Annotated in this window: 17 protein-coding genes; 15 read left to right on the top strand and 2 right to left on the bottom strand. The window is 61.1% G+C overall.

Annotated features, from left to right (window positions below):
* Nucleotides 1-24: 24 nt before the first annotated feature.
* The 10 genes from AB4874_RS04550 to AB4874_RS04505 all read left to right on the top strand — a co-directional run bounded on the left by AB4874_RS04550 (nucleotide 25) and on the right by AB4874_RS04505 (nucleotide 10,732).
* Nucleotides 25-675 (top strand): TetR/AcrR family transcriptional regulator, encoded by a 651-nt coding sequence (locus AB4874_RS04550; protein ID WP_368391105.1) that lies wholly within the window; start codon nucleotides 25-27, stop codon nucleotides 673-675.
* Entirely contained in the window at nucleotides 672-1,622 is a 951-nt protein-coding gene (locus AB4874_RS04545; RefSeq protein WP_368391104.1) for an HlyD family secretion protein, read from the top strand. Before AB4874_RS04550 ends, AB4874_RS04545 begins: the two co-directional genes overlap by 4 nt.
* A complete protein-coding gene (locus AB4874_RS04540) occupies nucleotides 1,619-2,557 on the top strand; it encodes an ABC transporter ATP-binding protein (protein WP_368391103.1) in 939 nt (312 codons plus the stop codon). Before AB4874_RS04545 ends, AB4874_RS04540 begins: the two co-directional genes overlap by 4 nt.
* On the top strand, nucleotides 2,554-3,705 hold the full coding sequence (locus AB4874_RS04535) for an ABC transporter permease (RefSeq protein ID WP_368391102.1): 1,152 nt from the start codon (nucleotides 2,554-2,556) through the stop codon (nucleotides 3,703-3,705). Before AB4874_RS04540 ends, AB4874_RS04535 begins: the two co-directional genes overlap by 4 nt.
* A 180-nt stretch (nucleotides 3,706-3,885) precedes the next feature.
* On the top strand, nucleotides 3,886-4,836 hold the full coding sequence (locus AB4874_RS04530; protein WP_368391101.1) for a TAXI family TRAP transporter solute-binding subunit: 951 nt from the start codon (nucleotides 3,886-3,888) through the stop codon (nucleotides 4,834-4,836).
* A gap of 69 nt (nucleotides 4,837-4,905) precedes the next feature.
* A complete protein-coding gene (locus AB4874_RS04525; protein ID WP_295532809.1) occupies nucleotides 4,906-6,990 on the top strand; it encodes a TRAP transporter permease in 2,085 nt (694 codons plus the stop codon).
* The gene (locus tag AB4874_RS04520) at nucleotides 6,987-7,355 is read left to right on the top strand and encodes a DUF1850 domain-containing protein (protein ID WP_368391100.1); all 369 of its coding nucleotides are present in this window, start codon (nucleotides 6,987-6,989) and stop codon (nucleotides 7,353-7,355) included. The genes AB4874_RS04525 and AB4874_RS04520 overlap by 4 nt, the downstream gene beginning before the upstream one ends.
* A 76-nt stretch (nucleotides 7,356-7,431) precedes the next feature.
* Nucleotides 7,432-9,084, top strand: a complete 1,653-nt coding sequence (locus tag AB4874_RS04515) for an AMP-binding protein (protein WP_368391099.1) — start codon at nucleotides 7,432-7,434, stop codon at nucleotides 9,082-9,084.
* Nucleotides 9,071-9,847, top strand: a complete 777-nt coding sequence (locus AB4874_RS04510) for an enoyl-CoA hydratase-related protein (protein WP_368391098.1) — start codon at nucleotides 9,071-9,073, stop codon at nucleotides 9,845-9,847. The genes AB4874_RS04515 and AB4874_RS04510 overlap by 14 nt, the downstream gene beginning before the upstream one ends.
* A gap of 204 nt (nucleotides 9,848-10,051) precedes the next feature.
* Nucleotides 10,052-10,732: a Crp/Fnr family transcriptional regulator gene (locus AB4874_RS04505; RefSeq protein WP_368391097.1), complete on the top strand. Its 681-nt coding sequence runs from the start codon at nucleotides 10,052-10,054 to the stop codon at nucleotides 10,730-10,732.
* A 48-nt stretch (nucleotides 10,733-10,780) separates the two neighbouring features.
* On the opposite strand, the gene AB4874_RS04500 is transcribed toward AB4874_RS04505, so the two are convergent.
* Complete coding sequence (locus tag AB4874_RS04500) at nucleotides 10,781-14,938, bottom strand: DUF4082 domain-containing protein (RefSeq protein ID WP_368391096.1); 4,158 nt, start codon at nucleotides 14,936-14,938, stop codon at nucleotides 10,781-10,783.
* 300 nt (nucleotides 14,939-15,238) lie between these two features.
* Entirely contained in the window at nucleotides 15,239-18,106 is a 2,868-nt protein-coding gene (locus AB4874_RS04495; protein ID WP_368391095.1) for a DUF4082 domain-containing protein, read from the bottom strand.
* A gap of 747 nt (nucleotides 18,107-18,853) precedes the next feature.
* Here AB4874_RS04495 and AB4874_RS04490 point away from each other — a divergent pair.
* The 5 genes from AB4874_RS04490 to AB4874_RS04470 are packed head-to-tail and all read left to right on the top strand — an operon-like array spanning nucleotide 18,854 to nucleotide 23,759.
* A complete protein-coding gene (locus AB4874_RS04490; RefSeq protein ID WP_368391094.1) occupies nucleotides 18,854-19,378 on the top strand; it encodes an acyltransferase in 525 nt (174 codons plus the stop codon).
* Complete coding sequence (locus tag AB4874_RS04485) at nucleotides 19,375-20,394, top strand: Gfo/Idh/MocA family protein (protein ID WP_295532801.1); 1,020 nt, start codon at nucleotides 19,375-19,377, stop codon at nucleotides 20,392-20,394. The genes AB4874_RS04490 and AB4874_RS04485 overlap by 4 nt, the downstream gene beginning before the upstream one ends.
* A complete protein-coding gene (locus AB4874_RS04480) occupies nucleotides 20,391-21,512 on the top strand; it encodes a DegT/DnrJ/EryC1/StrS family aminotransferase (RefSeq protein WP_368391093.1) in 1,122 nt (373 codons plus the stop codon). The genes AB4874_RS04485 and AB4874_RS04480 overlap by 4 nt, the downstream gene beginning before the upstream one ends.
* Nucleotides 21,513-21,516: 4 nt before the next feature.
* Entirely contained in the window at nucleotides 21,517-22,518 is a 1,002-nt protein-coding gene (locus AB4874_RS04475) for an SDR family NAD(P)-dependent oxidoreductase (protein WP_295532799.1), read from the top strand.
* Complete coding sequence (locus tag AB4874_RS04470; protein ID WP_368391092.1) at nucleotides 22,515-23,759, top strand: DegT/DnrJ/EryC1/StrS family aminotransferase; 1,245 nt, start codon at nucleotides 22,515-22,517, stop codon at nucleotides 23,757-23,759. The genes AB4874_RS04475 and AB4874_RS04470 overlap by 4 nt, the downstream gene beginning before the upstream one ends.
* The last annotated feature ends 29 nt before the right edge of the window (nucleotides 23,760-23,788 follow it).

The following is a 23,788-nucleotide window of genomic DNA, read 5'->3' as shown; positions in this document are numbered from 1 at the left end:
GACCAGTCAGTTATTTATTTTGACATGACGCAAAATACCCCCAAAGAACCAAAGTTCCGCAGACGTGCCGAGGCGCGCCCGGATGAGGTGTTGGATGCTGCACTGAGCCTGTTCACCGAAAAGGGCTATGCGCGCACCACCGTCGATCAGGTGGCCAAGCGGGCGGGGTTCTCCAAGGGCACGGTCTATCTGTATTTCGCCTCGAAAGAGGCGATCCTTGAAGGATTGGTGCGGCGCACGGTTGAGCCAGTCGCAGAGGCGGCTTTCGAGACGATGGCCGATTTTCGCGGCGACCCGCGCCCCGTGCTGGCGCAATTCCTGCGCGCGATGGCGCAGGCGCTTGCGGTGCCCAAAACCCGCGCCGTGGTGATGATCGTCCTGCAAGAAGCGCCCGTCGCGCCCAATATCGCAGCACTTTATCGCAAATCGGTTCTGGAACGTGCGCTGCCTGCGATGATCTCGCTTTTGGCGCAGGGCGTGGCGGGCGGGCATATCCGCGCAATCGACCCGGAGCTGACCGCGCGCAGCGTGATTGGCCCGATGATTGCGCATCTCTTGCTGTCCGAGGTCTTCGCCATTCGCCCCGAGGGCGGGTTGCAGATGGATCGGTTGGTTGAAAACCATCTGACCCTTATTTTTGCGGGGCTCGAACCCCCTGTGGGAGAAACGCCATGAGCGCTTTTGTCGATTGGATTGCGACCTTTGCGGCGGCGATTTTTCCGGGCTTTGGCGGCGATGGAGTGCCAAGCTACAACGGGTATGCCGAGGGCGATTACGTCTATGCAGCGCCCGCTGCCGCTGGCCGGATTGCGCAGCTCGACGCGGTTGAGGGCATGCAGGTGCACAAAGGGGATCTGCTGTTTCGCCTTGAGAATTCCCAACAAGTGGCAGCGCTCAACGCGGCCAAGGCGAATGCGGCTGTGGCGCAGGCCAATCTGGAAAATCTCTCGACGGGCAGTCGGTTGCCCGAGATTGACGTGATCCGCGCCACGCTGGATCAAGCGCGCGCCGATCAGACGCTGGCAGCCTCGACCCTTGCGCGCACCCAACAGCTGCGCGCAAGCGGGGCGGTCTCACAGGCCAAGGTCGATGTCGATCAGGCCAGCTATGACAGCGCGACGGCGCATGTCGCCCAGCTTGCCGCACAGCTCAAGGTGGCCGAGCTGCCTGCGCGCAATGCCCAGCGTATCGCCGCCGAGGCCAGCCACACCGCCGCACTTGCGCAAGAGGCGGGGGCGCAATCGGCGCTGAGTGATCGCACGGTTGACGCGCCCGTTGGTGGACTGGTGGACAAGGTCTATTACGATCTGGGCGAGGTGGCAGGCGCAGGCGCGCCAGTGGTGGCGATCTTGCCGCCCAATGCGCTCAAGGCGCTGTTTTTCGTGCCCGAACCGGATCGCGCGCAGATCAAGCTGGGCGAGGTATTCAACGTCAGCTGCACCGGATGTGCCAGCGGCATCACAGCCAAGGTCACGCGCATGGCCTCAAGCCCACAATACACCCCGCCGATCATCTATAGCCGCGAGGAGCGTGCGCGCTTGGTGTTTCGCGTTGAGGCGCGGGTGAACAACGCCCAAGGGCTGCTGCCCGGCCAACCCCTCACGCTGAGCGCAAAACCATGAGTGACGCGCCCGCCATTTCCGTGTCTGGCCTGACCAAGCGGTTTTCTGGGCGCACAGTGGTCGATCACTTTGATATGGATGTGCCCAAAGGCGCGATTTACGGTTTCTTGGGGCCCAACGGCTCGGGCAAGACGACCACCATTCGCATGATGTGCGGGTTGCTCACGCCCGATGAGGGCACGGGCACCTGTCTGGGCTTTGACATCCTGCGCGAGCAGGACCGGATCAAGGCCAATGTCGGCTATATGACGCAGAAATTCTCGCTTTATGAGGATCTGACGATCCGCGAAAACCTTGATTTCATCGCGCAGATGTTTGGCGTGAAGGGGCGCAAGAAACGGGTTCAGGCGGCGCTTGAGGATCTGGGGCTGGCCGATCGCGCCGGGCAACTTGCGGGCAACTTGTCGGGTGGGTGGAAGCAGCGCCTCGCGCTGGCGGCCTGCATGATCCACGACCCCGCGTTGTTGTTGCTGGATGAGCCGACTGCGGGCGTCGATCCCAAGGCGCGGCGCGATTTCTGGGATGAGATCCGCAAACTCTCGGCGCAAGGCGTGACGGTGCTGGTCTCGACCCATTACATGGACGAGGCGGTGCAATGCGATTTCATCGCCTATATCGCCTATGGCAAAAAGCTGATTTCGGGCGTGGCGCAGGACATCCCGAAAATGATCGGGCTGCATACGTACCGCGTCACCGGACCCGATATAACGTCCCTTGAGGTGGCGTTGAAATCCGAACCTGCCGTGGTGCAGGTCGCACGGTTCGGCGCGGTGTTGCATGTGTCGGGCACCGATGAGGCGGCGCTTAGCGCGCTGGCGGATCGCTACCGCGCCAAGGGCACTCATAACTGGGAGCAGAAGCCCGCAGAGCTGGAAGAAGCTTTTATCTATTTAATGACCGGAGCTGCGGACAACTTTCGCGGGGATCTGAAATGAGCGCAAGATTCCCCTTCTTTCGCTTCTCTTGGCGACGGTTTCTTGCGGTGCTGTCCAAGGAATTCATCCAGATGCGGCGCGACCGGATCACCTTTGTGATGATGATCGGGGTGCCGATCATGCAGCTGATGATTTTTGGCTACGCGATCAATTCCGATCCGCGCCATTTGCCGACGCTGGTTGAGATGGCCGATGAGGGCCCGGTGAGCCGCGCGGTGCTGATGGGCATGAAGACCTCAAGCTATTTCGATTTCGAAGGCGTGGTGACCAGCCCTGCGCAGGGCGAGGCGGCGCTGCGCGATGGCAGCGCGAATTTCGTCGTGGTGATTCCGCCCGATTTTGAGCGCGACGTGATGCGCGGGTTATCACCGCAAATTCTGCTATCGGCCGATGCCTCCGATCCAACCGCTGTGGGTGGGGCTGCCAGCGCGATTTCAGGCATCGTGGACACCGCGATGGCACAAACGCTGAGCGGGCCTCTGGCCTTTGCCGCGCAAGGCAAATCGCCGTTTTCGGTGGTTGTGCATCGCGCCTATAATCCCGAAGGCTCAACCTCGATCAATATTGTGCCGGGGCTGTTGGGTGTCATTCTCTCGATGACGATGGTGATGATCACCGCCGTGGCCATCGTGCGCGAAACCGAGCGCGGCACGATGGAGACGTTGATCGCCACCCCCGTGCGCCCGTTTGAGGTGATGCTGGGCAAGATCGCGCCCTATGTGCTGGTGGGCTATGTGCAGACGGGGGTGTTTCTGCTGGCCGCGCGGGCGCTGTTCAATGTGCCGTTCACCGGCTCTGCGCTGGCGTTTTTTCTGGGGTTCAACCTGTTCATCGTGACCAATCTGGCACTGGGGTTTTTGATCTCGACGGTGGCGCGCAGCCAGATGCAGGCGATGCAACTGTCGTTCTTTACCTTGCTGCCCTCGATCTTGCTGTCGGGGTTCATGTTTCCCTTCGCCGCGATGCCCTCATGGGCGCAGGCGATCGGAAGCGCGATCCCTACGACCCATTTTCTGCGCCTCGTGCGCAAGGTCATGCTTAAAGGCGCAGGGGTTGGCGATATCTCAGGCAATATGCTTGGGATCGCTGTGATCATGGCGGTGATCGTGTTTGTCGCGCTGCGCCGCTATCACCAGACGCTGGATTGAGCCGCGCGAAATGTGCAGCAATGGGCCAAGCCATGCCTGCACAGCGCTTAGGCAATCATATCGCTGCAAACGCGTTTTCTTGTCGCAACTGTGTGAATTGATTTGATCTGCGCGCGAATATGTTAAGGCTAGGCGCAGTCCTGCAAGTCAATGCGGGCAATGATAAAACGGGAGGAGAGGATGTTTCACAACATCAAGCTCGGCGCGCTGGTCGCCGGGATTATCGCGCTGTCGGCTCCGGTCGCCAAGGCCGAGACATTCATTAACATTCTGACCGGGGGCACCTCGGGGGTGTATTACCCGCTGGGCGTGGCGCTGTCGGAAATCTACGGTCAGGCCATGCCTGATACCCGCGTTCAGGTGCAATCGACCAAGGCCTCGGTTGAGAACCTGAACCTGCTGCAACAGGGACGGGGTGAGCTGGCCTTTGCGCTGGGTGACTCGGTTAAAGACGCGTGGGAAGGCAATGCCGATGCGGGCTTCAAGGCACCGCTGAGCAAGCTGCGCGCCATCGCAGCGATCTATCCCAACTTCATCCAGATCGCCGCTTTGAAGGACGCGAATGCCACCACGATCACCGATCTGAAGGGCAAAAGCATCTCGGTCGGGGCCGCAAAATCGGGCACCGAGCTGAACGCGCGCAAGATTTTTGACGCAGCCGGGATGAGCTATGACGATCTGGGCAAGGTGGAATATCTGCCCTTCTCGGAATCGGTCGAGTTGATGAAGAACCGCCAGTTGGATGCGACCTTCCAATCCTCGGGTCTGGGCAATGCCGCGCTCAAGGATCTGTCGACGACGCAGGACGTGACCTTTGTGGCGATCCCGGCCGACATTGCTGACAAGCTGGGCGCGCCCTACAAGCCGGGCGTCATTCCGGCTGGCACCTATCCGGGTCAGGACGCGGATGTACCCACCGTGGCGATCACCAATATCCTTGTCACGCAATCGGATGTGTCCGACGAAGAGGCCTATCAGATGACCAAGCTGTTGTTTGAAAACCTCGATACGCTCAAGGCGGCGCATGCGGCTGCGGGCGGTATTTCGCTTGAGGCAGCAATCCAAGGGCTGCCGATCCCGCTGCATCCGGGTGCCGAGAAATATTACAAAGAAAAAGGCCTGATCAAGTAAAGTCAGAGCCAACACAAGCAGGGGCGGCGCGCGCAGACGGGTCGCCCCTGATCCATGAGGGAGGGATGCATGGGCGTGACGACACAAACCGCAGAAGCCGAATTGGTGCAACACGATCCGCTGGCCGGAGGGTTTCCCGCCAGTTTCGAGGGGCGGGCGCTGTTCTGGCTGGCCGTGGCCTTCTCGGTCTGGCAGATCGCCTTTGCCGCGCATATCGTGACGCCCTCCAGCCAGATCGCGCGCGCGGTGCATGTTGGATTTCTGCTGGCGCTGGGCTTTCCGCTGCTGTCGATCGCCAAGGGCTACGGGCCGTTGGGCAAGTCGATCGCCTATGTTCTGGCCGCCTGTGGTGTCGCTGTAGCGGCCTATCAATGGGTGGAATATACGCCGCTTTTGATGCGCGCAGGCGACCCCACCAGCGTCGATCTGGTGTTCGGGGTGATCCTGTTGGTCACCGTCTTTACCGCAGCGTGGCTGCTGATGGGGCCTGCGCTGCCGATCATCTCGGGCTCGTTTCTGGCCTATGCGATGTTTGGCCAATATCTCCCCTCACCGTTCAACCATCGCGGCTATGCGTTTGAACAGGTGATCGAGCAGATGAGCTATGGCACCGAGGGGATTTACGGTATCCCGACCTATGTCTCGGCGACCTATATTTTCCTGTTTATCCTGTTCGGCTCGTTCCTTGAAAAGGCCGGGATGATCAAACTTTTCACCGATGTTTCGTTGGGGCTGGTGGGCGACAAGATGGGCGGGGCGGCCAAGGTCTCGGTGCTGTCTTCGGGGCTGATGGGCACGATCTCGGGCTCGGGCGTGGCCAATGTCGTGACCACCGGGCAATTCACGATTCCGCTGATGAAAAGCTTTGGCTATCGCTCGGCTTTTGCGGGCGGGGTCGAGGCCACGGCCTCGATGGGCGGGCAGATCATGCCGCCGGTGATGGGGGCTGTGGCCTTCATCATGGCCGAGACCTTGGGCGTCGATTATGTCGAGGTCGTCAAGGCCGCGCTGATCCCCGCGATCCTGTATTTCCTTGGCGCGTTCTGGATGGTGCATCTGGAGGCGGGCAAGCGCAATCTGCGCGGCTTGGCGAAATCAGAATTGCCCAGCCCGCGTAAGGCGCTGCGCGAGGGCTGGTATCTGCTGCTGCCGCTGGGCGTGCTCGTTTACCTGCTGTTTTCGGGCTACACGCCGCTATTTGCAGGCACCGTAGGACTGTCTCTGACCGGGCTTTTGATCTTGGGCGGCTCGGTCGCGCTGGGGCTGCCCAATCAGGTGTTGCGGGTGATTTTCTGGATCATCATCGCGCTGGTGGCGGGTGCGTTTTTCGAGGTCGGCATCTGGGCGGTGCTGGCTGCCGTGGCGGTGCTGATCGCGATCAACGCGTTTATCAAGGGCGGTCATGCGACGCTGGCGCTGTGCCGCGACAGTCTGGCCGAAGGCGCGAAAACTGCGCTGCCGGTGGGGATCGCCTGCGCGCTGGTGGGTACGATCATCGGGGTGATGACGCTGACCGGGGCGGCTACGACATTTGGACAGTTCATTGTGGGGGTTGGCAAATCCTCGCTGTTCCTGTCGCTGATCTTGACGATGATCACCTGTATCGTGCTGGGCATGGGGATCCCGACGATCCCGAATTACATCATCACCTCGTCCATTGCCGGGCCTGCGCTGCTGGCGCTGGGCGTGCCGCTGATCGTGAGCCATATGTTCGTGTTCTATTTCGGCATTCTCGCCGATCTGACACCGCCCGTGGCGCTGGCCTGTTTTGCCGCCGCGCCCATCGCCAAGGAAAGTGGGCTCAAGATCAGTTTTGAGGCGATCAAGGTTGCTGCTGCTGGATTCGTGGTGCCTTTCATGGCGGTCTACACGCCCGCTTTGATGCTGCAAGATGGCGGGCCTTTGGCGGTGGCAATCGGCTATTGGCCTGCGGTCGCCTACGTTATTCTCAAGGCGGTGATCGCGATTGCGCTTTGGGGGGTGGCAGTGATCGGCTGGCTGGGCCGTCCGCTGGCATTATGGGAGCGCGGCCTTGCGATGGTCGCGGCCTTTACGCTGATCGCCGCGCTGCCGCTCACCGATGAGATCGGCTTTGCGCTGGTGGCGGGCTTTGCCGCCGTGTTGTGGATGCGCAAAGGCGCGGCCACCGCATGAGCGCGTGCTTGATGGTCGGTGCCATGATGATCGCGCTGGCGCCCTCGGGCCAGTTCAGTCTCGAATGGACCCATTCGGTCGAACATGAGGGCTGGCGCGAGCATTGGCAGCTCACCGATCACCAAACGCTGCGGCTGGTCGGGGCGGCGGTCAAGGGCTCGGGTGCGGGGATGGAGCCGGGGCCGGGCGGGCATTTCGAAAACGGCTGGTGGGTCTGGAGCACGACCGGCCCCGAGGTGCCCAGTCTCGAACTGGCGGCCTCGGGTGCGACTGTGTCGGGTTGGACGCTGTGTTCGGTGGGCTGCACAGTGATCGGGGCACAGCGCGAAGCGCCTATTCGCGTCGCGCCCTGTAACGCGCGATGACAAAGCCTTGAATGGTCTTCCGTCAGGCGCTAGCGTTTAATTGAACGTAAGTTCAATTATTCGGAGGGGAGGGCCGATGTTAGGACAACAGCCGACTTATGCGCAGACGCGCGATCAGTTCGCTTGGGACATCCCACAGCATTATAATATCGGCGTGGATATCTGTGATCGCCATGCGGCGCAGCGCCCCGAAGCGATTGCGATCATCGACGTAGCCGAAGATGGCTCCACCCGGCAGTGCAGTTTCGAGGCATTGCGCCAAAGTTCGAACCGTTTGGCCAATGCGCTGGGCGAGATCAGCGCCAAGGGCGACCGGATCGGCGTCTTGCTGCCCCAATCCATCGAGACCGCACAGGCCCATATCGCGATCACCAAATCCGCGCGTATCGCGCTGCCTCTGTTCACGCTGTTTGGCCCCGATGCGCTGCTGCATCGGCTGCGCGATTCCGGGGCCAGCGTGGTGATCACCAATGCCGATGGGGTCGCCAAGATCGCCCAGATACGCGACCAACTGCCCGATCTGCGCCATGTCATTTGCGTCGATCCCGCGCCTGCGCCAGTGCTTGATTTCGCAACCATCTGTGCTGCGCAAAGCGCTGAGTTCGCGTTTACCCCAACTCTGGCCGAAGACCCGGCGATCCTGATTTACACCTCGGGCACGACGGGCAATCCCAAAGGCGCGCTGCATGCGCATCGGGTGTTGCTGGGGCATCTGCCCGGTGTCGAGATGAGCCATGATTTCTTTCCCCAACCAGGTGATCGCATCTGGACGCCCGCCGACTGGGCGTGGATCGGCGGCTTGCTGGATGTGATGATGCCCGCGCTGCATCACGGGGTTACCGTTGTCGCCTGCCGGTTTCGCAAATTCAGTGCGCAGGCGGCGTTTGATCTGATGCGTGCCCAGAAAATCCGCAATGCGTTTTTGCCACCCACCGCGCTTAAGATGATGCGGCTTTGGCCCGAAGCTGAGACGCAGCGCCTTGATCTGCGCTCGGTTGCCAGCGGCGGCGAGACCTTGGGCAAAGAGCTGATCGCCTGGGGGCAGCGGGTGTTTGGCTGCACGATCAACGAGTTCTACGGCCAGACCGAATGCAACATGATCGTGTCGTCTTGCGCCGCGCTTGAGCCCGCCGAGCCGGGCGTGATGGGCTTTGCGGTGCCCGGTCACACGCTGGCCATTCTGGACGAGGAAACCGGCACGCAGGCCGAGCCGGGGGCTGAGGGTGCTATCGCCGTGCTTGCCCCCGATCCGGTGATGTTCCTGCGCTATTGGAACAACCCCGAGGCCACAGCGGCGAAATTCCTGAGCGTGGGCGATCAGAGATGGCTGCTGACGGGGGATAAGGGGCGGGTGACGCCCTCGGGGCGGATCGCCTTTATCGGGCGCGATGACGATGTGATCGGCTCGTCGGGCTATCGCATCGGCCCCGCCGAGATTGAGGATTGTCTGCTAACGCATCCCGCGGTGCATCTGGCCGGGGTCGTGGGTAAGCCCGACCCGGTGCGCGGGTCAATCGTGGCCGCCTATATCCAGCTTTCCCAAGGCTTTACGCCAAGCCCGGAGCTGGCAGATGAAATTGCGCTGCATGTGAAAGACAAGCTTGCCGCCTATGAATTTCCGCGCGTTGTTCGGTTCATCGAGGTGATGCCCGCCACCACGACGGGCAAGATTATCCGCGCGCAATTGCGCGCTTTGGCGCAGGAGGAGGCAGACAATGATCAGCAGTGATTTGGTGCGTGTCGAGGTGTCGGGCGGGGTGGCCTCGGTCGTGCTCAACCGCCCCGAGCAGCGCAATGCGATCAACCCCGAAATGGTCACCGCCCTGCGCGCCACGTTCGACCGTATCGAAGCGGACCCGGACGTGCGCGTCACGGTCCTTAGCGGCGCAGGACCGGTATTTTGCGCCGGGATGGATCTGAAAAGTTTCACCAAGGGTGAGGCCGATGCGATCCTGAATGGCCCGCATCGCTTTGCCGGGTTCGTGGCGCGTGAACGGCGCAAGCCGGTGATCGCCGCTGTGCATGGCGCGGCCCTTGCGGGCGGGTTTGAGATTATGCTGGCCTGCGATCTGGTTGTGGCCACGCAAGAGGCGGTGTTTGGTCTGCCCGAGGTGAAGCTGGGGCTGATTGCAGGCGGGGGCGGGGCGATCCGGCTCGCGCAGCGCATCCCGCGCGTGCTGGCCAATGAGTTGCTGCTAACGGGCAAGACCTATCCGGCCTCTGAAATGCTGCGCTGGGGGCTGATCAACCAAGTGGTGGCCGCGCAAGACTTGGTTGAAACCGCACTGGGATTGGCACGCGAGATCGCGCAAAACGCGCCGCAAAGCATCACCGAAAGCCTTGCGCTTTCAGATCAGATGTTTCGCAGTGAAGAGGCCTCTCTTTGGCAGGCCAATGACCGCTCGCTGCAGGCGTTGTCGCGCAGCCAGGACGTGGCCGAGGGGATCGCTGCGTTCTTTGAAAAGCGCCCGCCAAACTGGTCTGGAACCTAGTCAACCCCGCCTTGTTGCAGTCGGGGCGGGCGGCGAATGCGGTTTTTCCTATATTTTGGGCAAAGCTGGCCAAATGATTAACTGGCTTATGTTGTCCGCTCTGTGTCAGATTAAGGGATTGTTCTCGCAACAGAGTATTTCGGTGAGCCCGCTCAAATGGACCAAATGCATTCCAATGCTCTGACGCAAAAACTGAGCAAGTTTATGGCTCTGACCGCAGCCGAAATTGAAACGCTGGCGGGGGTGGCGCAACGCAAGTTGATGCTGAGCACGGATCAGGGGCTGTCCCAGCAAGGGCAGGCCAATAGCGCGGCGTTTATCCTGACGCGGGGCTGGGCGTTTTCGTATATTTTGCTGCATGACGGGTCGCGCCAGATCGTGGATTTTCGCGTGGCGGGGGATTTTCTGGGCCTGCGCGGGTTGCTGTCACCAATGTCGGATCTGTTCATCGAGCCGCTTACGGATGTCGAGGTCACCGAGTTCCAGATTGGCGAGTTGCTGGGCGCGGGCACAAAAGTGCCGCGTTTGATGTCGGCCATCCTAGCGGGAATTGCACGCGATCAAGCGATTACGGTCGAGCATCTGGTCAGTATCGGGCGGCGAGGTGCGCCCGAACGCACTGCGCATTTCTTCTTGGAATTGGGCGCGCGGCTGGAGGAGGCCGGGCAGGGGCGCAAAGACAATTACGCCTGCCCGCTGACGCAATATCACATGGCCGATGCGCTGGGGCTTAGCGCGATCCACATCAACCGCGTCCTGCGCGAGCTGCGTGAAGACGGGCTTTTGACCTTTCGCAAGGGCGAGGTGTTCATCGACGATTACGACCAGCTCAGCAAGCTGGCCGGGTTCGATCCGGGCTATCTCAGGGCCAAGACGGTGTTCTAGCCATGCCCACAGGCCGCAGTCACGCATCGGACTGCGGCGCTGTGTTGTTTAGAACAGGAAGTCACCCGAAGCCGGGGCCGGATCGAGGGCAAAGATGAACTCATCCTCGGGCAAATCCGGTGTGAACCCGACGTCCACCCAGTAATTCGACGACGCCCAGCTTTGGGTCGGGAAGATCCCGGTGGTATTGGCTGCAAACACCCCGTTGCTTCCGCCCGGAGCGCTGAGAAGCCCATCGGTCCCGTCATGGCCCGTGTCGAAATAGTTGTTGGTCGCGACATAGTTCTGCGTCGTGCCGTAAGACGCCACATAGCTGGCCCCCGGCGTCAAGGCGATGGGCGTCGCCAGCGCGCCGACCTGCCAGCCCGAGTCACCCGGATCGGATTGCACCGTGACAGAGCCCAGATTGACCCCGTTGTTATCCCAAAGATTGAGCGTGCGCAGATCGGTGTCGCCCGCATCTGCTGCGCCTCGGAAATAGCGCAGCTCGGTCACTTCGCCCGCTGAATTGGCGGTGAATTTCACCCCCAGCTCGTAATCGGTTGCCTCGCTTGTGATCGTCGCGGCGGGGGCGTCGCTTGCCTCAAAGAGGGTTGCGAATGTCGGGGCGGTTTCGGGTTCGACATCGGTCACAGTGACCTGCACCGCTTGCGTCACGGCAGGCGCGATCCCGTCAGACACGCTGACGGTCACATCATAGATATTGTCGGCCCCGGCATCGGAGGGAAGTTCGAAATTGGGCTTGGACAGGAAGCTGAGCGCACCGCTTTGCGCGTCGATACCAAAGCGCGCCGCATCCGCTCCCCCCGCAATCGCAAAGCTCAGCGTATTGCCATCAAGATCTGTCGCGGTGATTACCCCGGCACTGGTCTGGTTTTCCGCCGCATCAAAGGCCGCTTGCGAGGTGATGACAGGCGCCTCATTGGCCGGGACGTTCAGATCAAACCCGACATCCACCCAATAATTGCTTGAGTTATAGCTTGCCGTTGGCACGCTGAGCGCGCTGCCATAGGCATAAACGCCATTGACCACTCCGGGCGCGGTCAGATTGCCAGACGCATCGGTCACATCGGTGGTGAAATAGCCCTGCGATGCCACATAGTTATCCGCCGTGCGATACGAGGCGGTATAGGTCTGCCCCGCGCTCACAAGGATGGGAGAGGACAGGGCCACTGTTTGCCAGCCGCTGTCTCCGGGGGCGGAGTCAAATTGCACGCTGGCCAACAGATTGCCATTCGCGTCCCACAGATGCCCGTCGCGCAGGTCGGTATCGTTGGAATCCCCAACCGAGCGGAAATAGCGCAATTCGGTGATCGTGCCGGTCTGGGTCGGGGTGAACCGCATCCCCAGTTCGACCGTTGAGGAATCGTTGATCGTAGTGGCCGACACCACCCCCTCGTTGAACAGGGAATACAGATTGGATGATGGCGTTTCGTTGACTTGATCGCCCACCGCAATCTGGATGGCTTGGATGACCGGGTCCGTGATGCCATCGGTGACGCTGACCAGCAGGTCATAGACATTGTCCCCGCCCACATCGCCCGGGGCCTCAAAATCGGGGGCTGTCAGGAAAGACAGCGCGCCGTTGCTTGAGCCAATCGAGAACAGGGCCGCATCGGCTCCGCCCGCTATCGAGAACGTCAGCGGATCATCATCGGGATCGTCTGCGCCCAAGATCGCGGCAAGGATCTGGTTCTCGATCATGTTGAACCCGCTATCAGAGGTGAATACCGGGGCCGCATTGCCCGGAACGCCGACCTGATAGGTCACATCGACCCAGTAATTCGTCGCCTCATAGGACCCTTCGGGCACAACGGGCGTGGCGCTATAGGCATAGACACCGTTCGAGCCAGAGGGCGCGGTCAACAGATCATAGGGATCGCTGAAATTGGTGGTAAAGAACCCTGCCGTTCCGACATAGAAATTTTCGGTGTGATAGGAGGCGGTATAGGTCGTGCCCGCGATCACGGTGACGGGGGCTGACAGCGCGGCCGTTTGCCAACCGCTTTGGCCGGGCACCGAGGTGAAGCTTACGGTCGCCAGCAGGTTGCCATTCGCGTCCCACAAATGGCCATCGCGCAGGTCGGTATCATCGGAATCGCTGAGGGCGCGGAAATAATGCAGCTCGGTGATGATCCCGCTTTGGCTTGGCGCAAAGCGCATGCCAAGTTCCAGTGACGCGCCATCGTTCTGCGCCTGCGGGGTGATCGGCGCGCCCTCAAACAACGAGAACGTCTCGGGCAAGGGGGCCGGGGTCACCGTGACCACATCCGAGGCCAACCCGACCGATGAGGGGATGTTCAAGCTGTCATCAATCGCGCGCGCCACGATCTGGAAACTGCCCTCTTGCTGGGGCGTCCATTCATAGCTCCACGTGCTGAACCCCGAGGCGGGTCGCCACGTCACGCCGTTGTCAAACGAGACTTCGACCATCGCGACTTGCCCGTCATCGGTCAGCGGATTGCCGTCGTCATCGGTCGCCGTGCCGGTGATGAGGTAGGGCGAGAGGGCAACGACCTCATTGGGCAGATCGTCAAGCGTGGCCGTGGCCGCCACCGTGTCGGTCGAGGCCGTTGCGCGCACCAAACCTTGCGAGGCGAGCACCAGATCGGACACACCTGGCTGGATGCCCATATCGGCAAACAGGTTGACGGTGAATTGCTGCAGTGCGGCGTTTTCGATATTGCCGCCATAGGGCGAGGAGTCATGCTCGTCGCTCAGACCCCAGGTCCAGAATACGGTGCCTGCGCCAAAGACCAGCGCTCCGCTTGGCGCGCGATACAGCGACAAGCTGTGCGTGCCAGTGCCCGGAGCCGTCCGGCTGCCCTGATCGACAAGGATTTCATCCCACGCCACCTCGGTGCTCGACAGCAAGATCAGCCCGGCGGGGCGATATTCATCTGCGGGCACGGTGTTCCATTCATAGCCGATAATCGCAGGCGAAAGGTCTTGCGCGCCTACCCCTGCAACCGAGGTATCGCGCCACAGCCGAAGCCCGGACAATTCCTGCGGCACATCAAGACCCACATCAGACACGCCGCCATCGCCGATGAACAACTGGCCCGTCAGCGCGTTTTCAGGGATCGCGCCCTCGGCTGTGGGGTTGCCCTGCGCATCCACCGCATCAACAAAGCGCAGATCGCGCCAAGTTCCCGTCCACTCGTTGGAGGGGTCGATATTGGCGTAGTCATCCGGACCCGCCGCAAGCGAATAATTCGCCCAGGTTTCCTTATAGGTGATCAGCGTGCGGTAATCGGTGTCCGTGCCGTCGATGCTGGGCTCGTAGCGGGTTTTCCAGTAAACGTCATTGCCGCCCCAGAAGAGCAGGTTCACCCCCGCATCGCGTGCTGCCTCGACATTGTCGCGCTGATCGCCCGACCAGTATTCGTCGTGCCCGACCGAGATATAGGCCTCATGCCCCAGCAACGCGCTCGGGCCAAGCCGATCCGTGTCGACCCCCGAGATATAGCTGACATCATAGCCATTCTCTTCAAGCCAGTAGATCGCCGCGTAATCGGCGCCAAACAGATAGTCCTGCGGACCCGATGCATAGCCGCCACCGTCACGTGTGATGATCGGGCGATTGTAAGAGAGCGCAAAGGCGCGATCGGCCCCGAACGGGCCGGCATCTTCGGGCGGCGGGGGTGCGTCCGCATAGCCGCCATAGAAATTGCCCGCGACCTCGCCATTGTTGCCGCCCCAGCCGTTATAGGCCTGCCATGTCGTGTCCGAGGTCTGCAGCACGATATCGCTGCGGCTGCCATCTGCACGCAGATCATCCTCACGCAGGATGAACGGAATCTGGTTGGTGTCTCCGGTATCGTCGCGCACTAGCTTGGCCAGATAGACGCCCGACACGGCGGTCTCTGGCGTCAGCCACGAGGCCGATTCGCTCCAATTTCCGGCATCGACCAGCCCGCGATCATCGGTGATCGGGTCGGGTTGTGCATTGCCGACAAGGCCGTTGATCGTGGTGACCAGCGTCGCGCCATCGCCGCCATAATAGCCCAGGCGATAAATCTCGATATGATAGGGCACATCGACCCCGTCAGCGGCGTTCACGTTGATTTTGAACGAGATTTCATCGCCCGTATCGACGCTGATATCGGTCGCGAACCCTTCGATCTGGTTGCTTGCAGGCGCATCCCAGATCGCGCGCGCGGTGCCGGGTTTCTGATTTTCGATAACAATCGGGTTGTCTGCCATGACGTGTCGCCCTTTTTCTGCGTCTGGCCGGAAATCAGCCCTATCGAGCCACAGTCTGCGCGCGATCGCGTCGTGGGAATACTCACCGAACGGCTGATTCTTCCCCACCGATTGATCGTTGCATTATGCAAATGGGGGTGGGTGGGTGCGCCGATCTTCGGATTGACGATCGCGTGGATCAAAGGGCGGGTTGGGAGCCGGCTCAGGGCGTCAAAAGGCGAGGGGGGCCAGAACGAAAAACGCGCCCGGCAAAAGCCGGACGCGTCGGGATTGCGTGCTACGCCTTGGGCGTGGCGTCGATCAGCTTGCCATGTCGCCCCAGAACGACCAGCCAGAATGGTGCCCAAAGACATGAGAGGTCTCAAGCGCAGGCAGGCTATCTGCTGCGGCGGGATCAATCGTGGCCGGGTCGACGGATGAAGCATCATGGGTCGCAGCCGCGACATCCGTTGCGGGTGCTGCCACGTCCAAAGGTGCGGCGGACAGGTTGGAAGCCACAGCGCTTTGCGTGTCCGGCGTGAACACAAACTCATCGGCGTTGGCGTCCACTCCGTTGCCGGCGTCAAAGACCACATCCACCCAGTAGTTACTGGCGTGGTAGCTTTGGGTCGGCAGCGCGGATTGTGAGCCGTAGCTATAGACGCCCGCATTGGCCTCGGTCGAGATCGGACCCGTCGACATGGTATCGTCGAAGTAGTTCTGGCTCACCGCATATTGGCCTTGCGGGGCGTGATACGAGATCACATAGCTGTCGCCCGCCGAAACCTGCACCGGGGTATCGAAGGCGACCTGTTGCCAGCCCGCTGTTCCGGTATCCGACAGGGTTGCCGTGGCGATCTTGTTGCCATCGGCGTCCCATAGCGTGGCGGGCATCGTCGAGGTGTTGCCCTCGCCGCGATAGACGCGCACGGCATCGATCTCGCCATCGGCAGTGACCTCAAAGCGCATCCCCAGCTCGACCGAGTTATGGTCGTTCTCTGCGGTGACGGCAGGTGTGTCCGACGCCGACCAGACGCTGTAAAGCGCGTCGTTGGCGGGAACGCTGGTGTCCGTGGTCGGCGGCGTGACCGGGGGCGTGACCGGGTCAACGACCGGATCCACAACCGGCTCGGGTGTCGGGTCCGTGGGGGCCGCGCCCGAATTGCCTTCGTCAAAGACCACATCCACCCAGTAGTTGCTGGCGTGGTAGCTTTGAGTCGGCAGCGCGGATTGTGAGCCGTAGCTATAGACGCCCGCATTGGCCTCGGTCGAGATCGGACCCGTCGACATGGTATCGTCGAAGTAGTTCTGGCTCACCGCGTATTGGCCTTGCGGGGCGTGATACGAGATCACATAGCTATCGCCCGCCGAAACCTGCACCGGGGTATCGAAGGCGACCTGTTGCCAGCCCGCTGTTCCGGTATCCGACAGGGTTGCCGTGGCGATCTTGTTGCCATCGGCGTCCCACAGCGTGGCGGGCATCGTCGAGGTGTTGCCCTCGCCGCGATAGACGCGCACGGCATCGATCTCGCCATCGGCAGTGACCTCAAAGCGCATCCCCAGCTCGACCGAGTTATGGTCGTTCCCTGCGGTGATGGCAGGCGTGTCCGACGCCGACCAGACGCTGTAAACTGCGTCATCGGCGGCAGGGGGAGTGGTATCGGGCGTCGTGGGTGCCGAAGCTGCGGTGATGTCGATAAAGGCCGTTGCGGTATCCGTGCCGCCTTGCTGATCAGACACACGATAGGTCACGCTTGCCGTGCCACTGGCCGTGCTGTCGGGCGTGAAGGTGATCTCGTGCTGATCGTTCATCACCGCGCTGCCCTTCGTGGTGCCGACGATATTGGTCAACACCAGAACATCGCCATCCGCATCCGTGTCATTGGACAGCAGTTGCGCCTCTTTCAAGACCAAGGGCGTGGTTGGCGTGGTCTCAAAGTTGATATCGTCATGCGCCACGGGGGCCGTGTTTTCGACTGCGGGTGTACCAGGAGCTGGTACCGGGTCGGGTGTCACGACGGGGTCGGGGGTGACGACAGGGTCTGGGGTGCTGGGGGGCGAAACAACCGAGTCAGAGCCCCCTACAGAGGCGCCAAGGTCAATCGCGGCCGAGCCCGAGGCAAGGCTGAAATCGCCATTCGCGGGATCGACGAATTGCGGATCGACGCCGATCAGGTTGCCATCAGCCGCGCTTGGGGCCGCATTGCCGCCATCCGTCGAGACCGAGAGCTTTCCGTCCGTGCCATTATACAGCACGTTGTCTTGCCAGACGACATTGTCGTTGGAATAGCCACCATACGAGTTGTTATCGATCGCGGTGTTATTGCCATTGATGCTGGGATCGGCCACGGCGATGTTGTTGACGAAGGTGTTGTTGCTCGACTGCGCATTCGAGATTTCACCGCGCCAGGTGCCGTCATTCTGCAGATCGACATTGTTGTGATAGGCGGTGTTGTTGCTCACCGTCACATAGTCGCTCCAGGTGACCTGAATACCCTTGCCGCCATTGCCGTAAGAGACGTTGTTCTCGACCAGCGTGGGGTAGGTGTAATTCGGATAACCGGAGGTTTGAGTGCTTTGGAAATCATCGATGATGATGCCGTTGCCATCGGTATGCGCACCGCTTTGCGTTACGTTGTCATGGGTGATGTTGTCTTTGATGATCGTGCGATATCCGGGCGTCGTCGTATCGCCGCTGACATTGCGGTTTTGATAGATCGAGATACCCGAAAACCAACCCGACGAGGCGTTGCCATAGGTCTCGTTGCCGACGACGGTGATGAATTCCGAGTAGTTGAACTGGATGCCCGACTCGGCGTTGTTGTGCACGATATTGTCGGCAATAGTGATGTGATGGACGCTGTTGGCCTCGATCCCGTCGCCATTGGCGTTGGCGATGTCAAAGCCCTCGATCTTCACATAGTTCGCATTCACGCTGATCGCGTTCCACGACCCTGAGGGGGGACGGATCAGGGCTGTGCCGGGGGTTTCTGCGCGAATGGTGACGTCGCCTGCCGCCGAGCCACCTTGGTCGATATTGAGCGCTTCGTTATAGGTTCCCGGGCGCACAACAATCTCATCTCCAGGGTTGAGATTGGCATTGAGCGCCTGGTTGATGGTGCGAAACGGAGAGCCTGAGCTGCCGTTCGCGTTGTCGTTGCCGTTCGTGTCGACATAGTAAACAGTCATGTTCGCCTCCAATGGGCTTTCGGCCTTGCGTTCTGTGGGGCTACTTCTTTTGAAGTAGTGGCATCGGCCGAAAGATCTTTTGCTTCGATCAATTGCATATTGCGAGGGATTGATAGCATTGGGAATCCTTAAACGTCAGACAGGGCTGGGCGCATAAGCGGCAACCTACAAAGGATGGGTGCATTTCATGCCGATCCGAGTCTTCGGCCCCAAACGCGTCGAAATTTTCATCCCGTCCTCAGCAACTTGGCCCGAGAGAGGTCTTGCGAATCTGATGCGCGGATTGTTGCCGATTAAGGCCTTGCGACAGGGCTAAATCCGTAAAAAATGCCGCTATTTGGCGATCATCCGCTTGTCGACGGCGATATCTGGTTGCCTGACAGAGCGAAACGCGACTCGTTTTCGTGCTTGCGAAGGCGCACTTGCTTGGGCTGTCCGGGCAAGATTTGCGGGCTCCTCCGAATGGTCAGGCTGGGGCGCATTTGGCGGAAGCGCGGGTGTCAAAAGGGCGCGCGCTTGCAGATGCGCCTGTGCCTTTTGGCGCGCCATCACGCAAATCAGCGGTGCCTGCACGGCGTTTGGCGGTGGCACAGCACAGCCCATTTCCCCCGATCCGCAACGCGCTACGCCCAATAGCGCGGTTCTTTATCGGCGCGTGATTTGTCAGCTTTGTCCTAGGGATAAACGCTGCCAGTGGCTCTCTCGTCAGACCCTGCGGCCCAGCAACGGATCAGTGATGTGCCAATCGTGAATTGTTCTCTCGGCAAAGACGTAAAGATCACGCACCCTGATCTTGTGAACATCTATGGCTGTAGCATTGGCAGTCACACCCAGATTGGCCCGTTCGTAGAGATCCAGTCAGGCACCCGGATCGGAGCGCGCTGCAAGGTGTCTTCGCACAGTTTCATCTGTAGCGGCGTCACCCTTGAAGATGAGGTCTTCGTCGGCCACGGCGTGATGTTCACCAATGATATGTATCCCGCCAGCACCAATCCCGACGGCTCGCTGAAAGGCGCGCAGGATTGGGAATGCCTTGAGACTGTGATCGGGCGCGGCGCGTCCATCGGGTCCAACGCGACCATTCTTTGCGGCATCTCGATTGGCCCGGGAGCCTTGATCGGCGCGGGGGCCGTGGTCACGCGCAACGTGCCCGCGCGCACCGTCGTGGCGGGCGTGCCCGCGCGCATCATCGGGGATGTGCCATCTGCGCAAGGCAGCGGCCAATCCCCTTCTCAGACACATTCGTCACAGCAACCGGAGGACCGGACATGATCAACGTAGGAGTCGCAGGATACGGCTATTGGGGCCCCAACCTCGCCCGTGCGGTCTCGGAATCGGGCTGTGCGCGCGTCGAGATGATCGCGGATCGTGACAGCAAGGCCTTGGGGCGCGCAGCACAGCGCCACCCGGCGGCCCGCCTGAGCACCGATATCTATGAGATGATCGCGGATCCCAAAGTCGATGCGGTGATGATCGCCACGCCCGTCGCCAGCCATTACGATCTGGCGATGGCGGCCATTCAGGCGGGCAAGCATGTGCTGGTCGAAAAGCCGATGGCCGACACGCCTTTGCGCGCGGCCAAACTGGTCGAAGCGGCCGCCCATAAAGGCGTGATCCTGATGGTCGATCACACCTTCATCTATACCGGAGCGGTGCAGAAGATTTCAGAGCTGATGTCATCGGGCGAACTCGGCAAGATGTATTATTACGACTCCACGCGGGTGAACCTTGGGATTTTCCAGCGCGATGTCGATGTGATCTGGGATCTCGCGGTGCATGACATTGCTATTCTCGACCACCTTCTCGGGGCCAGCCCGATTGCGGTCTCGGCCAGTGCGGCGACCTGCATCGCGGGCAGCCCGGCCAATATGGCGCATCTGTCGATCTATTATGACGACGGGGTGATGGCCTATCTCAATGTGAACTGGCTGGCTCCGGTCAAGATCCGCCAGACCGTGATCGGTGGCAGTCAGCGCATGGTGATCTATGACGACATGCAGACCAGCGAGAAGGTCAAGGTCTATGACCGTGGCGCTGCCCCCGGGGTTGATCGCTATGAGCCGCTGGTCTCGTATCGCTTGGGTGACATGCGTGCGCCCGCGCTGTCCTCGAAAGAGGCACTGGTCACCGAAGTTCAGGAATTCGCACGCTGCATCGACACCAAAGCCACGCCTCTGACCGATGGGGTCGGCGGGCTGCGGGTGGTCGAACTGCTCGCGGCGGCAACCCTTTCCACAACGCGTCGGGGCTTTCCCGTCGAACTTGGCCAGAAAAGAGAGGCGTCATGATCCCGTTCCTGAACCTTCGCGCCCAGTATCGCGCCATCGCCCCCGAGATCGAAGAGGCCGTGTTGCAGGTCTTGCGCAGCGGGAATTATGTGCTGGGCGAGCCGGTCGAGTCCTTTGAAGAGAACTTCGCGCTCTATTGTGGCGCGGGGTCTGCGATTGGTGTCAGCAGTGGCACCTCAGCGCTGCATCTGGCGCTGCTGGCCGCTGGGATCGGGCCGGGCGATGAGGTCATCACCACGCCCTCCACCTTCGTCGCCACGATCGCGGCCATTCTTTATACGGGTGCAACCCCGGTGCTGGTCGATATCGACCCCGAGACCTGGAACATGGACCCACGCGGGATCAAAGCCGCGATTTCGCCACGTACCCGCGCGATCTTGCCGGTGCATTTGCACGGTCGGTTGGCCGATATGGAGGCCATCGTCGCGATTGCGCGCCGTCATGGCTTGCTGGTGATCGAAGACGCCGCGCAGGCGCATGGCGCGCAGCGGGGCACGCAGCGTGCGGGTACATTCGGCGATATCGGCTGTTTCAGCTTTTATCCCGGCAAGAACCTTGGCGCATGTGGTGAGGGTGGCGCGATTGTCACCAGTTCGGCAGAGTTGGATGAGAAGGTGCGCTGCCTGCGCGACTGGGGCCAAAAAGGCAAAGGCAACCATGTGGTCGAGGGCTACAATTTCCGCATGGATGCCGTGCAGGGCGCGATCCTTGACGTAAAGCTGCGCCATCTGGATGCGTGGAATGCTGCGCGGCGCCGGATCGCCAATATGTATCACGAGGGGCTCGCGCCTGACATTTCACGCGCCAAGGGGCCGTTTGGCGAGGATCATGTCGGTCATGTCTATGCCATTCGTGTCGCCAATCGCGCCGAGTTCCAAGCCAATCTGGAAACCGCCAGCGTGCCCACCAGTGTGCACTACCCGTTGCCGGTGCATCTGCAACCCGCCTATGCCCGCATGGGCTATTCGCGCGGCGATTTTCCGGTGGCCGAGGCCTATGCCGACACCACCGTCTCGCTGCCGATCCATCCCGATCTCACGGACAAGCATGTCGATCATATCGTGGAGTCGGTGAACCGATTTGCCGGCGCGATGGCGCCAATGGAAATGCAAGGATAGTCCCATGAGCACTCAAGGTATTCTGGCGAACAAGCGCGTTTTGGTGACCGGCGGAAGTGGCTTTGTCGGGTCGCATATCGTCGATCTTCTGCTGGCCGAGAATTGCAGCGAGATCATCGTGGTTGATAACATGGTGCGGGGCCGGCGTGAAAATCTTGCAACGGCGCTGGGCGACAAGCGGGTCAAGCTGATCGAGGGCGATATTCGCGACAGCGATCTGATGGAGCGCCTTGTTGCGGGGACCGATACCGTGTTTCATCAGGCCGCTTTGCGTATCACCCATTGCGCTGCCGAACCCGATGAGGCGATGTCGGTGATGGTGCAGGCGACCTTTGATCTGTTGCAGATGTGTCAGCGCGCAGGCACCCGTAAGGTGGTGATGGCGTCTTCGGCCTCGATCTATGGCTTGGCCGAAAATTTCCCGACCACCGAATCCGAGCCGCCCTATCCCAATCGCACGCTTTACGGTGCAGCCAAGGCTTTTGGCGAGGGGATGCTGCGCTCGTTCAACGATATGTATGGGCTGGACTATGTCGCGCTGCGCTATTTCAACGTCTATGGCCCGCGCATGGACCTGCATGGTCGCTACACCGAGGTCATGGTGCGCTGGATGGAGCGGATCGCCAATGGCGAACCCCCGATCGTGTTCGGCGACGGGCTTCAGACGATGGATATGATCGACGTGCGCGACGTGGCGCGGGCCAATATTCTGGCGGCCAGCGTGCCGGTGTCGGATGCGGTGTTCAACGTCGGCAGCGAAACCGAAACCTCGCTGCTGGAACTGGCGAAACTGCTGTCGGCCGGGATGGGACGCCCCGATTTGGTGCCAACCCACGCGCCGGAGCGCAACGTCAACCCGGTACCACGGCGTCTTGCCTCGGGCGCGTTGGCCGCCAAACAGCTTGGCTTTACGGCCCAGATCCCCGTCGATATCGGGCTGCACGATCTGATCGCATGGTGGCAGGGGGAAACCATGGCCACGCAAGCACGGGAGATGTTCGCATGATACCGATTGCAAAACCGTTTCTGGGCGAGGCCGAGGCCAATGCCGCCCATGCCGCCGTCCTGTCGGGCTGGGTCTCACAAGGGCCGCAGGTCGCCGCGTTCGAGGCTGATTTCGCCGCCCTCGTAGGCGCGCCCCATGCGGTGGCTGTGTCCAACTGCACCACTGCGCTGCATTTGGCCTGTCAGGCGCTGGGCGTGGGCCCTGGCGATGAGGTGATCACCGTCAGCCATTCCTTCATCGCTAGCGGCAACGCGATCCGGCAATGCGGCGCGATGCCTGTGTTCGTTGATATCGAGGCGGACGGCTATAACATCGATCCCGAGGCGGTCGCGCAGGCGATCACGCCGCGCAGCAAGGCGATCTTGTGTGTGCATCAGATCGGGATGCCCTGCGATTTGACGGCGCTGCTCGCGATTGCGCGCGCCCATGATCTGCCGCTGATCGAGGATGCAGCCTGCGCCATCGGCTCGGAAATCCGCGTTGATGGGCAATGGGGCAAGATTGGCGCGCCGCATGGCGATATCGCCTGCTTCTCGTTTCATCCGCGCAAGGTCATCACCACCGGCGAGGGCGGGATGCTGACCACGCGCAACGCTGAATATGATGCGAAATTCCGGCTGTGGCGTCAGCATGGGATGTCGATTTCCGACACCGCGCGTCACGCCGCCGCAAGTGTCGTGTTCGAAAGCTATATCGAGCGCGGCTATAACTATCGCATGACCGATATTCAGGCGTCTGTCGGGCGGGTGCAACTTGGGCGGCTCGATGAAATCGTGCGCCGCCGTCGCGAAATTGCCGCGCTTTATGGCGAGATGCTGTCCGGGATCGAGGGGCTGTCCACGCCGGTCGAGCCCGATTGGGCGCGATCGAACTGGCAAAGCTATGCGGTGCGACTGGACAGCGCGATTGATCAGCGCGCCTTGATGCAAGGCTTGCTGGATCGGGACGTGACCACCCGGCGCGGTATCATGTGCATGCATCTGGAACCCGCGCAGGCGGATGTCGAGTTGCGCCATTCGCTCAAGCGCTCTGAGGAGGCGCGCGATCACGCGGTCCTGTTGCCGCTATATGTGCAGATGAGCGATGGCGAGGTCGGTATCGTCGCCGACAGGCTGCGCGATGAGATGGCAAAGGCGCGCCGGGGCGCCCGTCCGGCCAAACCCAGACGCGAACCGGTGGCGGTGCCAGCGGCGTCGATGCACACTGCCTCTGACGCGGTCGCGATGCGCGAGCCGGGGTGATGATACCGGGCCTTGATCGGGGGGGCGCG

The sequence above is a fragment of the Thioclava arctica genome, assembly GCF_040892615.1.
Classification (GTDB): Bacteria; Pseudomonadota; Alphaproteobacteria; order Rhodobacterales; family Rhodobacteraceae; genus Thioclava; species Thioclava arctica.
This window is presented reverse-complemented; position numbering and strand designations above follow the sequence as displayed.